The sequence below is a fragment of the gamma proteobacterium SS-5 genome, assembly GCA_009497875.2.
Taxonomy (GTDB): domain Bacteria; phylum Pseudomonadota; class Gammaproteobacteria; order Chromatiales; family Chromatiaceae; genus Magnetovirga; species Magnetovirga frankeli.
This window is the reverse complement of the sequence record CP032508.2, coordinates 2,294,060-2,309,556: the sequence shown is the minus strand read 5'-3', so window position 1 is coordinate 2,309,556 and position 15,497 is coordinate 2,294,060. Positions and strand designations below refer to the sequence as shown.

The window sequence follows — 15,497 nt, the reverse complement described above, 5'->3', positions numbered from 1 at the left end:
GTCACACGTTATTCAATTAGGCACTCGTTTAGCATCATTATCCTATCCAGGCTGTAGTCATTAACACCGCGAAGTCCCGACGTGACAGCACCTCCGAACAATCGCGCCAGTCCTTCGCGGGTGGCTCCATCGTGCCCAAATAGCGCAGGTCAAAACCTGTGGCCTCTTTCTGGGCATTGATAAACTCATCCATCTTTTCCCCGAGGATTTCGATCTCCTCGATCCATTCGTCCTTGATCGTGTCTGGCACTGATCCGAATAGGTCGTAACGATTGTGCATCCGCTCTGACAGGCGATCATAGATCTTTTCATCCACGGTTTGCTCATTCACAAGATTGAGCATATCCACCGTTTCACGCTTTTGGCCGAAGCGCTTAATGCGTCCAATTCGTTGTTCGAGACGTGTCGGATTCCACGGCAAATCGACATTGATCAAGGCACCAAGCGTTTGCAGGTTCAGTCCTTCACAGGCCGCATCGGTAGCGACCATGATACGGGCTTCATGTTCAGCCACCATTTTTTTGAGCGTTTCCCGCTCGCACGTCACGCTATCGCCACGTTGATACAAGCGACTGCGTCCTGCACCCGCGTACAGGCCAATTGCCTCATCAGGGTATCTTGAGGCCAGCTCGTCGGCGACCCACTTGGCCGTGTCGTAGTACTGGCTGAAGATGATGACCCCGAGCTCTCGCCACTTTTCTCTTTCCAGGTAGTGGATAACGGCGTTGAGTTTTGGATCTTCCTCAATGTGCTCTAGGCGACTGATCAGGCGGAGCAGGACCTCACGTTCTTCACCGCTTTCAACCTTCAGATCGGCCTCTTGCTCATCTTCCTCTTGGTGGATCGTCCGGCCTTTCAAAAGCATCCTGGCAGTACTGAGTCCTGCCTGAATACTGGAGCAAATACGTTGCTCCATGAGATTTTTCATGAATCCGCCACCCTTACCGCGCTTGCCCAGAGCCTGACCAAACAGACGTGCCTCACGATAGGCTTCACGGAAATTCTCATGGGTCCGCAACGCGTTGGCCTCAAAGAGCGCATCAAACCAGCGGGGATCGCCGACAAGCTGGCGATTAGGATGAACATCAACACCGACCTTGGTTAGCAGTCCAGCATCTTCAAGGCTGACGCGTTTGCGCAGCACGACGTGACGCACCAATGGATTCTCTCGCTGGAACAGGGTCGCACCCGAAATACGGCGCTCCAACTCATCCCCCAGTATCTCCCGTGTATCCTCTGTCAGCTCAGTGATCGTCTTTGTGGTTTGCCATTCCCCATTGATCAGCCCCAAGTCCTGGCGTATGGCGCTGAATAGCTTTCTTGCATGCGGCTCTTGGGTAGAGTCAACCAGGGGTAAAGGTGAACGCAGCAGCTGCCAAGCAAATGCGATATCTGTCACCTCTTGCTCACCTGACAAAATCAGCAGCACTTCAGGAGGCCGATGCCACGGCGCAAAGTCATTACCGAGAACAAAATTACCTTTTCCTTGGTGAAGAATACCCATCAAGTCCCACAGATCCTCGGGCTGGGTCTGAATCGGCGTAGCGGTACCCAGAAGAACGTGATCTGAGCGTGCGGCAATCTCACGCATGAAGGCAAGCAGTTCATTTGGCGTACCGGCATCCTTGCCAAATCCCTGGCGGCTGCGGGCCTTGTGCGCCTCATCGAGGATAACCAGGCCAAAGCGCAACCCCAGCATATGCTGTTTCTCCAACGAATCCCGCATCATCAGCCCGGTGGAGACGATACCAATCCGTAACGGGCACCTGACAATCTGCTCTCGACCTGCCGGTGAGATCACGCGCTCATCCGTATCCAACCAAACCTTGCGCAAGGTATCCCAGCGTGCACAGGGGATGGCCAGCTTATCGATCATCTCCGTCTGCCACTGTACACAGAGTGTAGCCGGTGCAAAAATCACCACCGGCTTGCGGGCCTGCTGGTCTCGATCGGCCAGCAGACAGAGTGTCAAGGCCGCGGTGCCGAGGGACAACGTCTTTCCGAGCCCCACCTCATCGGCCAGCAGCAACCGCACAACTTTATGCTGCTGGTGGTGGCGCAGACACTCGGTAATAAATCCTTGCTGCCAAGGCTGTAGAGACAAGCCTTCGCGGTAAAGAGGCGATTCGATCAGGGCCGCTGGTGCGAGATCTTCATCCCCCTCGATCTCATCAAATGGCACCTCGCGGCGATAGCCCCGCCGATGAACTTCGCGCATGACTACCTGCGGCAGTGGCCGCGCAGCATTCCACAGAAAGTAGAACTCATCCTCGATCCAGGCGACCCCTTCAGGGGAATCGTCTTCCCACAAGATCTCGTAGTGCCGCTGCCAGCCGCTGCGGGTCTCATTCATTGAGCCGATGAAACCCAGCTTGCGGCCATCAGCCAACTCAATGACACCCGCCTTGCCATGCACGAAGCCGCAGATACTATCAGGCGCAACTCGCACCGCCTGACCGTGCTGCTGCAGAAAGGCATCGAGGCGACGGTAACGATCTCGATTGAGCAAGGCCTCCGCTTCGATAGCCTTCTCATTCCAACGCCCCATCATCTTGGCTTCGCGTAGCTGCGCCACCTTCAGATCATCGGGATGGATATCGACATTGCAAACGATCTTGACCTCGGGTAAGTGCTCCAGCGCTTCGCCAGCCACCTCGAACAAAGAGCTGGTGAAGTAGCCGGCAATACGCTTGTAGCTTCTGGCACCGACCAGATGCTGCATCAGAATGCTGGTATCCAGCCGGTGGGTACGCGAAGAAAAGCGCCGGATACCCATTGTCGTTAGTTTTTCGGCTTTACGCCGCCCTTGCGGCCCAGTCCAAAGCCGACACGATAAAGATCCGGCATATCGATGCGGCCATCCTTGCGGTTAACAAAGACCCCCAATCGCTCCAAATCCTTGCAAACGCCTTCCCAGCTACCCGCATGCTGAGGAGGTAAGTGTACGGTTGAGATACTGCCAGAACCCTGGGGAAATGCCTCTTCCCATGCCGAACGAATGCCATCGTATTCTCGAGGAACATTACTACCCTTCAAAGGGAGCATAACCTCTGTAACCCATGGATCATCTTCGGCCACTTGCGCCACCCGAATTTGGGAGGCCTTTTGAATGCCTCGTTTCAGGCTTTCGTAATGCAGGGCCAATGGGTAATCCGTATAACGCTGGCTATCTTCAGCCGCTGCACTAACCGCCGCCAGAAATGAGCGTGGTGAAGTCCAGCCGTGGCCATCGGCAAGGTGACTGACGCTCCATACATAAGGAACGCCTCGCCTGGCATCCTTACCCATCTTATCCCCAGCCAAGGATTCGAAAAGTGGGCGTTGATGAGGATGCTCAGATGTTATAACAGACGGCAAAATCCATGCGTCATTTTGAAAATTCAGTTTTGCTGTTGTTGGTAATACGGAGCACACCACGGCACGCAAGCACTTACCATGCTCATTTGGCGCATTGATCAGGCGCTGCCACATCATGGCGTGCAAATCATGACGCTCCCAGGTCAGGTCAGCACGGGTTGCCAGTAGTTTAGAAGCATCAACGAAGGTGGTAACAGTTCTCTCAAGCTGATCGGGGCGAAGAAAAACCTTAGCGCGCAAATTGGAGAAATCCCTAAGCCACAAGACCACACGCAACAGGTCTCGCACAATGTGATTCATCGTCTCCCAATCATCACTGGTTCGGTCCAGTGCATCGAATACAATCAGTCCAGACTGATTATTCTGAAGTAATTTCTGGTTGGCTTTTTCTACAATTCGGGCAATTTGTTCCGGATTGTTTTCTGCCCACCGAACAGAAGACACCCAAGAATCTTCAGTGACTGATTCACCCACGATAGCGGCAAGCCAACGGGCGACTACCGTTCGCCAAACAGCGTAGGGATCATGCCCTTTCGCTAAAATACCTTTGAAGGTTTCCCTATCCGGGTAGGCTCGGCTGTTCGATTTTGCAGCATGCCCGATTTGAATTGTCGTACTTGCCAGTTCCTTGACAGCCCCCCCGAGCTGGCGACGCAGATCATTGTCACCCAGTGCTGCGGTCCAGAATGATTTTCCGACTCCACGTGCCCCCACGACCAGAACCGCCTCCTGAGACAGCGCCTTTCGATGCGCAGGCGGGATGTAAAGTGTTCCTGGGCGTGGAATCTCCCCTGTGTTATCCAACTCAAACGGAGCAGCAATAATGGCTTCTCTGATGGTTTGTGGACTCGTCATGAAGGCCACTCCCCCATAATGGATCGATTAAGAAACTCGATTAGTTCCCCATATACAGACTGAATTTCACTCTCATCGACCTGCACCATGCGTTGTTGCAGGCTCAGCAGGCCATACCAACCCCGACTCCAGCGAATAGACAACGGCGTGTGGGGTGCGTTGTCATCGTCCTCGTCAAAGTTCCATTGACTAACCGCACCTGGCTCCACTTCGTCATAAGTCTCTTCGAAGAGGGAATAAGCATCGGCGCGCAAAGCGGCCAGATAGTCCAGCCTGCGATCATCATCCGGCACCAATCCGGCAACCAGTTGCAGACGATCTCGAATCTTGGTAATAACGGAGCGCTGCTGCCAATACGCAAACAAGGCACGATAACCTGTCCAGGTTTGTCGCCCCTGAATGGCGAACATCAAAACCGTATGTGCGCCAAGGTCAGTTACGCAGGCAGCGGCAACTTCATCAATACCAGCGCGTGAATCGATAAAAATCAGATCGGGCCGAACCCTCTCTTCAAGCTCATTGACCAATCGGTTCAAACGTGCCGACCATGATTCATGGTGCACTTGTGCGTCAACCTTGGGCATCCATACACGACCGAGTTTGGTCACATATTCACCCGGATCTCGCCCATGCGCAGGCACCAGGTAGATTTCGCCAGCTGTCGTTAGATTGCTGGTTGCATAGATGTCATTCAACAAAGAGTGTCCGTTATTGACCAAATCCTCCACCAGCCAGTCGGTGATGCCATATTCAGGCAGGCGATCCGTCGGCAACAAGGCACTGGAAAGCCCCGGCGATTCGAGGTCGAGATCCATAACCAATACCCGCTTGCCTGCCCTTGCCAATGCCCAGGCACTGGCCGCCAATGCCGTTGAACGCCCTACCCCACCCTTGATGGAAAAAAACACAATACGGGGCACGCCGCTTGACACCTCCGCAATGGACTCCCAGGTGCTTTCGTTTGCCAGTCGATCAACAACCCAAACATTCTGAAAGCCCTCCAGCAGGAAGGCCTGTGCGCCGTGGAGAGCTTCCTTGCGGGTGACTTCATACAGTATGCCGACATTGACTGGATAGGCGTGGGGGGCGATACGTTCAGCCAGTACTCGGTATGCCCCTTCAATTTCGGCGCGTTGCGCATCGTCTGACATGCAGTGTTCCGGCACAATGAAGCGCACCAGTCCGTTGAGGTCGCGGTTGATGATCAACCAGTCCAGTTGCAAAACAGGTTTCTGAATCGTTTCAAAAACATCACGAGTGATGGGGAGAATTTGATCAAAAGTAATCATTTGAAACCTTCTACGGCATCTTTCTTGAGCAAGGCAGCTACGGCTTTTGCACCTTCCTGATGAGACTGAACCCGAACGTGATCAAAATTCGATTGATTTGCGTATCGCTGCGACACAAGCCAGTCGGCAAATGGGTTGAGTGTTGGCAAAGCAAGCTTGGCGGCCTTCGCGTGACCAGAAAGATAGGTCTGATACTTCAGCCAGGCATTGTTTGGCTTCTTCTCTTCCATGACATGTAGTCGGTCGCCTCTATCGAGTGAGCTGCCCTTCAGCTTTTCTATCAAAACCTTCAATCCGCACTCGGCTGAAATGCCATACAGGTGATCCGCATTGGCCCAACGTTCTGCTTGAAACAGATAGCCCGCATCGCTCAAGTGACGTCGGTGCGCATCCAGAAAGTCCTCTTGCATCTGCATGCCGCCTTCACCCACCAAAGCGTAGATTCTTGAGTCGAGCGGCGAGGATCTCTGCCGCTGTACGGACTTCCGGTTCCAGCGTCTTGCGCTTGATGAAGGCCAGCAAATCCACCAGCAGTGAGCGCACCTCGAGGAAGTCCGCCATTTCGGCCTGCAGTTGGCTAACGATGGCCTGGGGTTCGATTTCCGCCAATACCTGTTGCACGCCAATGATCAAGCGACCGAGCCGGGTGGCACCGAGCTCTGTACTGTCGGTGAGATCACGGGAGGCGAACTCGGGCACGCGCTTCAGACGGGCCTGGTTGGCCGTCATGCTGCCCATCACCCGAGCATAATCCTCCACGCGGAAGGCCTTGGCAAAGTTCTGATAGTTGTCGAGCTTGGCTGCACCGGTGGTTTCCATGTCCATCATGCGCAGCATGAAGCGCTCGATACCCGTGAGTTTGGCCCAGGTGTCGGCAGTAAGGCCCTCAGGCACCAGCAGGCTGTTGGCTGCTTCTGCCGCCTGCTGCACGATTTCATCGACCACCGTGACCTCGCCGCGCACGCGTGGGCGCAGTGCGAAAGCCGTCACGTCCTCACCACCAATTTGCGTGTAGGCCGTCAGCACCTTCAGCGCGGCGGCGTAACCTGCCATCTGCAGGTCGGAGTCGTTGAAAACGGGCTCGCCGTGTTTGCTCTTCACCTCATCGTTAAGGTGCATCATCGTTTCGATCTGACGCTGAACTTCGCTGCGCACGGCTGGCAGGATGCGTTGCTTGAAGCCTGCACGATCACCTGCAGTGCGCTTCTTCAGCATCAGGATCACCGTGCCCTGTACGTAGCCCCCTTTCTTCAACTCGGACGTCGTCTCGGTGGCGATGTACCAGGCTGCAACGACCTGCAAGCCAGCAGCCCAGAAGATGCCGACCATGTCCGACCAAACACCCGTGTCCTGATGGGTGAACATCACGCACTGCATGCCGTTGTCTGGCATGTGATCCGCCATCGCCTTGTAGGCGGCGACCATTCCGCGCCGGGAATCCTCACCCGAGCCCTTGATGGCCAGTGCGCGGCGCGAATCCCACACCCACTCGTCGAAGGGTTTGGGCGGGTTCTTGCGCAGCCACGCGATGAAAAACTCGGTGATCTCGTGGTAGTTCACCGCATTGGCGTAAGGCGGATCGGTAATAAAGATGTCACAGTCGCTCGAAATTTCTGCGGCTGGAAGACATCTTTGTTCAAGCCGTGAGACTTGCGGTATCGGCGACCCACTGACCTTGGCGGCAAGTGAGTCGAGCAGGTATATAGAAGCTCGGCAACCATAGTTGAACAGGACATTCAGCGCCTGATTGTCGAAGACCTGCTTGGTACCGCCGCTGCGGCCGGGGCCATCGCCTACGGTCCAGCGTGTGAGCCGTGCACTGGTGTTGATCATCTGGCAAAAGCTCAGCGACATGGTAGCGCTGGTGTGCTTCTTTAATTCGGCGTACAGCAGCAACTGGCGGGCATTGAATAAGTGATGCCAGTACGTCCAGCCACGAGTTCGAATCGGCTCATCGGTCTTGTCGCCCGGCTCTATGGCCATGTCCGGCACCAAGCCTTCATGCTGCCAGCGGGCCAGGTTCTTAGCGACGATGGCTTGGACACGGCGTTCGCGCTCCAAATCGGCTTCGGTTGGCGCAGCGAAGTATGTCTTGGGCCTCGCATCCTTCAGCGAATCCTTGGCGATCCAGTGAATGGCATACAGCCGCTCCTGAAAAACGTCACCCGGCGCAGCGGCGAAATCCGATTTTTCCCATGGGCGGAGACGATTCCCCGAATTGCCGTGTGAGTCCCGGAAGTCACCTCGGAGGGTCCTTATAGGGACGCGGTGTATCTTGCCATTAAGCTGATAGTGCAAGTTGCTGTCTTGCACAGTCCCGGCAGCGGCCTCCCGTAACTCGTCAGCGGTGGCCCCGCTCTTGACCCGAATGTTGAATCTCTTGTTGGCAGTGTCAGGCTCCAGTTGCGCTATCACATTGCCATTCTTCGAAATAACCCAAGACGGCGAAATCGGGACCATCCAACCGGACTCGGGGCAGCGCGTCTCCAGGCAATAGAGGAATGCCTTGGCTTGGTTTCCTTTGGCATCTTTTTCAATGGCAAGAGCATCAATGGCGGACCGAACCGCATTCGCGACCGCGTTGTACTCCTTTTCAATCTCGGCACGAGCCTCGACACTCGCACCAACGATGTTGAACGCGCCCCAGGTCAGCATGCAGGCGATGGGGTTCAGGTCGGAGGCGTAGGCATCGCAGCCGATGCGCGCGGCCTCGAAGGGGATGGAGCCGCCGCCGCTGAATGTGTCGCCCACGCGGGGGCGGTGACCATAGCGCAGGACGCCGAATTGCTCGACCAGTTCCGGCAGGGACTTCACGCTCACGCCCAGGTGGGCGTAGTGGCGATTGACCTCCGGCCACACCGGAGCAAAGAGCCATTCCTGATTCACTTCCTCAGGGCGTTTGCCGAGACCCGCTTTTTCCTCGTAGCTCCCGAACGTCGCCAACGCCCTCCGATATAGCACAAGCTTGTCATCGTCGGCAATGTCGCGCCGCCAGCCACGCCCCGAGAAATACTCTTCTGGGTCGTTGATCGGGATCAGTTCCTGCAGTGCAGACGCGGAAAAGGCGTTCGCAGCCAAGGCCCGTCGCGCCAGGCTTTCCTCATCGAAGGCCATCAATTTCTCGAACACCACGAGGTCTTGCTCTGGGTCATCGGTGGGCGGCAACAAGCTGCCCAGCACGATGCCACGCACCAGTATCAGTGGCTTGCGCCCTTTCCAGTAGGAGCCCAACCCGGTCAGCGTCTGAGCGGCAACCGCTTTGCGCTCGGCTTGTGCCTCGAACGACACTTTCTGCGCCGGAAAAACTGACTCAATCAGCGTCGGCGCATCTTTTAGTTTGAGCTGCATCAAGGTCGTTGCTGTTCTTGCCACTTCATTCATTTTCCTGATTACTCATGTATCTCAGCCCTCGTCTGGCGTTGGCTTGCCGCGAGCATAGGGTGGGCCGCGCCCACCGCCAGGCCGCTTGCAATGGGGTTGCACCTTGCGAGGGCGCGGCGGCCACGGGCCGCCCTATGTGCTGTCAGGTGCAGGTAAAGGTCAATCTCTCCGATAGGCTGAGGTTTGTGGGTAATCAGGTTCATTTTTCATTCATTCCCAAATAGGTCCAAGGTTGGGCGATCGCTATCGTCCCGCACACGTTGACGTCGCGCCTTGGGTTGCAGCAGTTCGCTCTGCGCGATGTCACCCAGCGCATGGCGCAACGCCAGCCGCCAACCTTTGTCCCCGTCGTTGATGCCACCCGTACTCATTGCTGTCATACCAAACAGCCACCAGCGCTCTTCAGGACGCAGGGCCAGCCAATTGCGCACCGCCACCGGCACCTTCTCAATCTCCATGTGCTCCACAGCCCAAGCCAGGACGCAGAGCTCCTTCCCCAACAGCCTGTCAACCAGGTTGCTACCGACTTTCCATGCGCTGGGCTTCAGGCCGTGGCCGTTGAGTCGAGCATTGAATGCGCGCTGCACTTCGGAGCGAATGGCCGTCCAGCGAGGCCGATCCAGTAAGACACGGTCGATCACAGCGTGCTCATCAGCTGCGGCCTGCATTCCGAGGTATTCACTGATCTGCACCCGACCCGTATTGCTGCGGGGGATGATGACCTTGAAGTGATGCGGATCCGAGGTGGCAGGCACGCCAAAGCCCAGCGTCGGGTGCTGGCTCTTCTGCCCGGCCGCCTTTCCTTTTGCAGTGCGGCCGGTCGCTTTGCTCTGGGCCACCTTGGATTGGGCCATTTTGTTAACTCTCCTGAATGACGTCGCCTGGCTTGAGTTCCATTCCCACCAGCTTGGCGAACTCTTTGGCGGCAAACCCAGTGTCGAACTGGATGCCATCGGCAATGGTGATGGCAACCGGGGCTTGGTCTTCGTTCAACACCTGACGAAGGCTGTTCACCACACTCTCAATCATTGCAGCGGTCACTTCTCGCTCTTGAAAGCGGACGGTCACAGTGTTTTCACCCTCGCCAATCTCGATGCGAACACCCTTGAAGCGGGTGCTCGGCTGATCGCGGAAGCGGTTGATGACGCCATAGACGCGATCTGTGGTGTCCAACGTGACCCGCTTGGATTGAAGCTTGGCCGGTTTGGTGTCGACGATCTGTACCCTCTTGTCGCCACTGGCTGGGATCTGAAAGTCCGCTGTCTTATTGGCTTCGCCAGCGCGGGCATAGACCAGGAGGCGGGCCGCCTGAGGTCCGATCTCAAACGGCCCCTCGTAAGGCGTTCCGTCCTTCGGATTAGAGCCATCCAGGGTGTAGAAGAGATCAGCCTTGGGCGTGCTGGCCAAGGTGATGCGGCGTTTGTCTGCGGCCGGATCTACCTGATGGCGTATCTTGATGTCGGCGGTCCAGCGGATGGGTGCCCCGGTTTCATACCGACCGGTCTGATCTTTAACCTGGAAGTAGAGCGTACCTTCTCCGGTGGTGAAGCTGTCGGGGTCGTCCACTAGGTTTCCGCTAGCCAGTGCATCTGGCCGGGTCGCATAGACGATCATGGGACTCTCCCCTGCATGCCGGGGAGTCAGGCTCAAAATGGTCTCGCCGGTGTCGGGATGGCTGCCGACCACTGAGACGTTGACAGTGGTCTTGTCTTTGGGGAACGGTCCCTTTTCAACATACCCATCCTCACCCAAACGCCAGCGGCCTTGTTTCAGCGCTTCGGTCTTAAGCGTATCCATGCCACCATTGCCGGGCATCCAGGGCCAAACCGAGTTATTTTTAGCGCGGCTGACTACGTCCTTCCAAGGCGTGCGCCGGTTATCCTTGCCAGATGGCCAGAGATATTCCTCGGCCATCGCGAAGTACTCGTTGAAATTCTCGGCGAGGTCCGCCGCGAGTTTGTAGTTGGCGCGGGGACTGGCAAGTAAGGATTCAATCTGAGCTTCAGCGGATTGATCTCCCTTGCCCAGCTTCAATCCATTATCAATAGTGACTGCAGCGAGGGCATCACGGCCATCCACCGGATCATTGGCAGGGAAATAGAGCCGATTATAGGCGGCGGACAGTGCCTTGTTAAAGCGGTCTTCCGCCTCCTCCAGGCGGTCTCGGGCTTCCTCGTAGAGAGTGTCGCCTTGCTTCAAGCGCTTATGGATCTGCTCGATGGCGTAGAGCTCACGCAGACGGTCTTCGACGGCATCGGCCATGTGGCTATCCTGCCCGGTGAGCACCAGCAGGTTGTTTTTCTCCTGCTGGTAGTCGAAGAAGTTCTGCAGCTCACTGGGCGGCACCTTGCCGTCGGGCTTGATCACGATCAGCGTGCGAGGTCCGGTGAGCTTGAGTTCATCGAGTTTCGGCAGAACCTGGACATCCTGATAGGCGTTGCGCCGCTCTGGCTGCAAAAAGCCGTTTAAGCGATTGATCAGCGCCTGATCCACCTTGGGCTGCGGGACTTCCTTGGCGTTGCGCTCGATCTGGCGGGTGAGGTTTTCGGTTTCCTTGATAAAGAAACGCTGATCTTCACGGTGCAGGTACCAGGCCTGATCTCGCAGTCGCTCCAGCGCCTGGAGAAACTCGTCCACCTTGCGATTAGGTGCTGCCAGAAATTCGATGATCTCGCTATCGGATAGACCGATTCGGCCACCCACCGCACGCGACAAGGAAGATGCCAGCAACAGCGTCATCACTTGCTGGGCGGCATCGCCATCCAGTTCATCGTCAATGGACTCGGCAATGGCATTGCCATTGTCGGCGATGTCGCGGGTGAGGGCTGGCATCAACTTTGGCGCGATGCGTTCGATCTCGTCTTTGACTTGATCGTCATTGAGTGCCAAATGCTGGGTGCCGATGAGGAAAACGTCGTCTGCCTCTCGCTCCGCAACACTTTTCAACAACCTGGCGGTGAACTGCATCAAGCCACGAGTCTGGCGGAAGCCTTCGTTCTCTTTGAACAGGGCGACCAGATGCTTGAATGAGGGATGGAAGGGATAGGTCTCGCGAACTTGCTCGGCAATCTGTTCCAGACTGGAGGCGATAATGTAGCCACCGTCCTCTGCCTTCTTGATCTGCTGGGCGAATTCGTCGGCGATGTCGGCGATGATGCGCTCATCGGGAAGTTCGTCAATCAATCGCTTCTTGAGAATCTCGTAGATCTCGTTACCGGCCAATTGCACCGGGGTGATGGTCATTGCCTGGCGGCGGGTTTCCTGCTGCAAATTGGAAATGGCATCGCCAAGCGCCCTAGTCTGCGCTTTGTAGCTGCCGGATAGGTTGGCGATGACGATGGCGCAATTGGGCAGCTCAAGCGCTGCACTCATCAAGCTGCTGAGGCTGTACACCACCATGTTGGCGAGCGTGCCCTGACCAAACACCTGGGTGCTGGCGTTGTCGAGGTAGGGCGGCAACTCGTCGAGCAGGATCAATGTAGGCTTGCCGCCGATTATTTCCTTCCACTGCCGCTGATCGACCGCTTTGGGGCCATTGATCCAGTAGGGCTTGATGGCCTCGGCTTCGCCTAGCTGCGTCGCGATTTCGCCCCAGATGTAGTTGTCGGGGTTGTTGCGACCGTTGAAAGCGGCGATGCGGGCCTGACCGCAATCCACGCGAGCGCTCAAATCAGTCGCAAGCACTTCCGAACGCAGATGCGGGTGACGCCCCAGCAGGCCAAGTGCGATCATCATGTGTGTCTTACCGCCACCCATCGCCTGGGTCAGTTCGAAGACCGCTTGATCAGACTTACCCGACAAGCGCAGGAGGCCTTCACGGAAGAGTTGCTCCATGCCGTGCGTGACGAAGTTACGTGAGAAGAACTCGCGACCATCACCCGCGTCATGAATCAGATCGGCCAGGTTCTCGATGCCCTGACTCATCCGGTAGTCTTGAATGACCGGATTGAACCGGCAGGCCTGCTTAACCGTCTTGATCATGAACGCTCTCCACTCTTGTTCTCTGTTGACCATCTGGAATTCTCACTGCCGACGTCCAGGCCTTCCATCGACTTCTGTTTGATCCACATGTCGATATCAGTGCGCGAGAACCGCCACGTCCCGCCTACCTTGAACGCAGGGATCTTCTTGGCTGCAGCCAAGCGATATACCGTTCGCCTGCCCACCTTGAGGTAGGCTGCCACGTCGTCAAGGGTGAATATCTCGCCTGTAACGTCTTTCATCGCGCTCTCACCCGCCATGGCAGTATGCCCCAGTTGTGATGGTAATCTTGGCAAGGATACGGCAGATTTGTACATATTTGAACAGATAAATGGCAGGAAATCGGGTGATCAAGCCAAAGATCTCGCATCATGCCAAGCGGGGTGTTGGTGCTGGTGGATGCATGCCGTCTTGCGTCGCTTTGGCTGTCACAGCCTCCTAGGCTTGAGCCGCTACGAGAGACGTTGCGCGGCATCGCCAACATGCACCTGGACGCGGTGGAGTATGGCGAGGGCATAGTCTTCCTGCATGCGGTTAAGGTTGAGTGTGAAGGCCAGGGCCTGTGGCCCGTTCAGACCGTGATTCCCTGTCATATTGATGGCCCTGAGCGAGGGGTTTGGCACTAAAAGCTGGCAAATCCTGACATACATCAAGGTTCTGAGGGCCAGCTTGGCCTGAAATACGGCGGCCAAAAGCCATTTCTAAGGGGACTTCAATGTCACAAACCTTCACCAAAGCCATGGCACGGAACATCTTTTACGGTGGTACCGTGTTTTTTGCCCTGCTCTTCCTCGCCCTGACCTACGATACCGAAACGGCCCTGCCCGATCGGGACAACCGTCAGAACCTGACCGAAACCGTCATCCACGGCAAGCGTCTGTGGGAAGAAAACAACTGCGTCGGCTGTCATTCGCTGCTTGGCGAGGGGGCCTATTTCGCGCCCGAGCTGGGCAACGTCTATACCCGCTTCGGCAACAGCACCGAGGCCATCAAGGGCTTCATCAAGTATCGCCCTGCCGATGGCGTGCCCGGTCGCCGCTCCATGCCGCAATTCAATTTCACTGACGAGGAACTCACCGCCCTGGCCGAGTTCCTTAAGTACGTCTCTGAGATCGACGCCGCCGGCTGGCCGCCGAACATCAAGGGTTAATCGGGAGTTTTTATTATGCAATATCAATCACAATCCGTCGCCAAGCTCTATTTCACCGCAGCCATCGGCCTGTTCGTCGGCCAGATCCTGTTCGGTGTCATCCTGGGCCTGCAATACGTCATGGGGGACTTCCTGTTCCCTGAGATCCCCTTCAACGTGGCCCGCATGGTCCACACCAACCTGCTCATCGTCTGGCTCTTGTTCGGCTTCATGGGCGCGGCCTATTACCTGGTACCGGAAGAGGCGGAACGCGAGCTGGAAAGCCCCCTGCTGGCCAAGCTGATGTTCTGGATCTTCCTCGTCGCCGGTGCCCTGACCATCCTGGGCTATCTGCTGGTGCCCTACTCGGGTCTGGCCAAGCTGACCGGTAACGCCCTGCTGCCCACCATGGGCCGTGAGTTCCTGGAGCAGCCGACGATCACCAAGATCGGCATCGTCATCGTTGCCCTGGCCTTCCTCTACAACATCGGCATGACCATCCTCAAGGGCCGCAAGACCGCCATCAGCCTGGTGCTGTTGATCGGCCTGGTGGGCCTGGCGGTGTTGTTCCTGTTCGCCTTCTACAACCCGCACAACCTGGTACGCGATAAGTTCTACTGGTGGTGGGTGGTGCATCTTTGGGTGGAAGGCGTGTGGGAGCTGATCCTGGGCGCTATCCTGGCCTTCGTGCTGATCAAGACCACCGGCGTGGACCGCGAGGTGATCGAGAAGTGGCTGTACATCATCATCGCCATGGCCCTGATCACCGGCATCATAGGTACCGGTCACCACTTCTACTGGATCGGCACCCCCGAGTACTGGCAGTGGTGGGGTTCCATCTTCTCCGCCCTGGAGCCTATCCCCTTCTTCATGATGACCCTGTTCGCCTTCAATATGGTCAACCGTCGTCGCCGTGAACACCCCAACAAGGCCGCCGTGCTTTGGGCCCTGGGTACCGGCGTCATGGCTTTCCTTGGCGCGGGCGTGTGGGGCTTCCTGCATACCCTGGCCCCGGTGAACTTCTACACCCACGGCAGCCAGATCACCGCCGCCCACGGTCACATGGCCTTCTACGGGGCCTATGTGATGATCGTGCTGACCATGATCAGCTACGCCATGCCGCTGATGCGCGGTCGCAAGGCGGCCAATTCCATGAAGCAGCAGGTACTGGAGATGTGGTCCTTCTGGCTGATGACCATCTCCATGGTGTTCATCACCCTGTTCCTCACCGCCGCCGGTATCCTGCAGGTCTATCTGCAGCGCATGGGCGATGCGCCCATGGACTTCATGATGGTGCAGGACAAGATCGCCCTGTTCTACTGGCTGCGTGAGATCGCCGGGATCATCTTCCTTATCGGCCTGATCGTCTATGTGGCCAGCTTCTTCATCGGCCAGGATGAGCCGGAGGCTACCCTGGAGGCCAAGGGCTGATTTGCCTGAAAAGGGACGCAGAGGTCGCGCCGGTTGCGCCGACCCCTGCATCCTGAAAACGGGGGCAACCCCAC

Annotated in this window: 11 protein-coding genes; 2 read left to right on the top strand and 9 right to left on the bottom strand. The window is 56.7% G+C overall.

Going from position 1 to position 15,497, the window contains the following annotated elements; translation table 11 throughout:
• Positions 1-37: 37 nt before the first annotated feature.
• From D5125_15770 to D5125_17205, 9 genes are all read right to left on the bottom strand, one after another.
• Positions 38-2,776: a DEAD/DEAH box helicase family protein gene (locus tag D5125_15770; protein QFY90799.1), complete on the bottom strand. Its 2,739-nt coding sequence runs from the start codon at positions 2,774-2,776 to the stop codon at positions 38-40.
• A gap of 5 nt (positions 2,777-2,781) precedes the next feature.
• Positions 2,782-4,212 carry a hypothetical protein gene (locus tag D5125_15765; GenBank protein QFY90798.1) on the bottom strand — a complete coding sequence of 477 codons (1,431 nt, stop codon included), beginning with the start codon at positions 4,210-4,212 and terminating at the stop codon, positions 2,782-2,784.
• On the bottom strand, positions 4,209-5,501 hold the full coding sequence (locus D5125_15760; GenBank protein ID QFY90797.1) for an AAA family ATPase: 1,293 nt from the start codon (positions 5,499-5,501) through the stop codon (positions 4,209-4,211). The genes D5125_15765 and D5125_15760 overlap by 4 nt, the downstream gene beginning before the upstream one ends.
• Positions 5,498-5,911: an SAM-dependent methyltransferase gene (locus D5125_15755; protein ID QFY91198.1), complete on the bottom strand. Its 414-nt coding sequence runs from the start codon at positions 5,909-5,911 to the stop codon at positions 5,498-5,500. The genes D5125_15760 and D5125_15755 overlap by 4 nt, the downstream gene beginning before the upstream one ends.
• A 13-nt stretch (positions 5,912-5,924) precedes the next feature.
• Positions 5,925-8,882 (bottom strand): DUF1156 domain-containing protein, encoded by a 2,958-nt coding sequence (locus D5125_15750; GenBank protein ID QFY90796.1) that lies wholly within the window; start codon positions 8,880-8,882, stop codon positions 5,925-5,927.
• Between the two features lie 206 nt (positions 8,883-9,088).
• The gene (locus D5125_15740; protein QFY91197.1) at positions 9,089-9,721 is read right to left on the bottom strand and encodes a DUF3780 domain-containing protein; all 633 of its coding nucleotides are present in this window, start codon (positions 9,719-9,721) and stop codon (positions 9,089-9,091) included.
• 19 nt (positions 9,722-9,740) lie between these two features.
• A complete protein-coding gene (locus tag D5125_15735) occupies positions 9,741-12,863 on the bottom strand; it encodes a DUF499 domain-containing protein (protein ID QFY90794.1) in 3,123 nt (1,040 codons plus the stop codon).
• Positions 12,860-13,105 carry a helix-turn-helix domain-containing protein gene (locus D5125_15730; GenBank protein QFY91196.1) on the bottom strand — a complete coding sequence of 82 codons (246 nt, stop codon included), beginning with the start codon at positions 13,103-13,105 and terminating at the stop codon, positions 12,860-12,862. The genes D5125_15735 and D5125_15730 overlap by 4 nt, the downstream gene beginning before the upstream one ends.
• Positions 13,106-13,315: 210 nt before the next feature.
• Positions 13,316-13,456 carry a hypothetical protein gene (locus tag D5125_17205; protein QPB72180.1) on the bottom strand — a complete coding sequence of 47 codons (141 nt, stop codon included), beginning with the start codon at positions 13,454-13,456 and terminating at the stop codon, positions 13,316-13,318.
• Positions 13,457-13,578: 122 nt separating this feature from the next.
• Here D5125_17205 and D5125_15720 point away from each other — a divergent pair, with 122 nt between their 5' ends.
• Positions 13,579-14,013, top strand: coding sequence for a cytochrome c (locus D5125_15720; protein QFY90792.1), 435 nt, complete (start codon positions 13,579-13,581; stop codon positions 14,011-14,013).
• 15 nt (positions 14,014-14,028) lie between these two features.
• Positions 14,029-15,423 carry a cbb3-type cytochrome c oxidase subunit I gene (locus D5125_15715; GenBank protein QFY90791.1) on the top strand — a complete coding sequence of 465 codons (1,395 nt, stop codon included), beginning with the start codon at positions 14,029-14,031 and terminating at the stop codon, positions 15,421-15,423.
• Positions 15,424-15,497: the final 74 nt, after the last annotated feature.

What these genes read in the sequence shown, in the direction of transcription:
- D5125_15770 (QFY90799.1), bottom strand. Translation starts at nt 2,776, where the DNA reads ATGGGTATCCGGCGCTTTTCTTCGCGTACCCACCGGCTGGATACCAGC.
- D5125_15765 (QFY90798.1), bottom strand. Translation starts at nt 4,212, where the DNA reads ATGACGAGTCCACAAACCATCAGAGAAGCCATTATTGCTGCTCCGTTT.
- D5125_15760 (QFY90797.1), bottom strand. Translation starts at nt 5,501, where the DNA reads ATGATTACTTTTGATCAAATTCTCCCCATCACTCGTGATGTTTTTGAA.
- D5125_15755 (QFY91198.1), bottom strand. Translation starts at nt 5,911, where the DNA reads ATGCAAGAGGACTTTCTGGATGCGCACCGACGTCACTTGAGCGATGCG.
- D5125_15750 (QFY90796.1), bottom strand. Translation starts at nt 8,882, where the DNA reads ATGAATGAAGTGGCAAGAACAGCAACGACCTTGATGCAGCTCAAACTA.
- D5125_15735 (QFY90794.1), bottom strand. Translation starts at nt 12,863, where the DNA reads ATGATCAAGACGGTTAAGCAGGCCTGCCGGTTCAATCCGGTCATTCAA.
- D5125_15730 (QFY91196.1), bottom strand. Translation starts at nt 13,105, where the DNA reads ATGAAAGACGTTACAGGCGAGATATTCACCCTTGACGACGTGGCAGCC.
- D5125_17205 (QPB72180.1), bottom strand. Translation starts at nt 13,456, where the DNA reads ATGACAGGGAATCACGGTCTGAACGGGCCACAGGCCCTGGCCTTCACA.
- D5125_15720 (QFY90792.1), top strand. Translation starts at nt 13,579, where the DNA reads ATGTCACAAACCTTCACCAAAGCCATGGCACGGAACATCTTTTACGGT.
- D5125_15715 (QFY90791.1), top strand. Translation starts at nt 14,029, where the DNA reads ATGCAATATCAATCACAATCCGTCGCCAAGCTCTATTTCACCGCAGCC.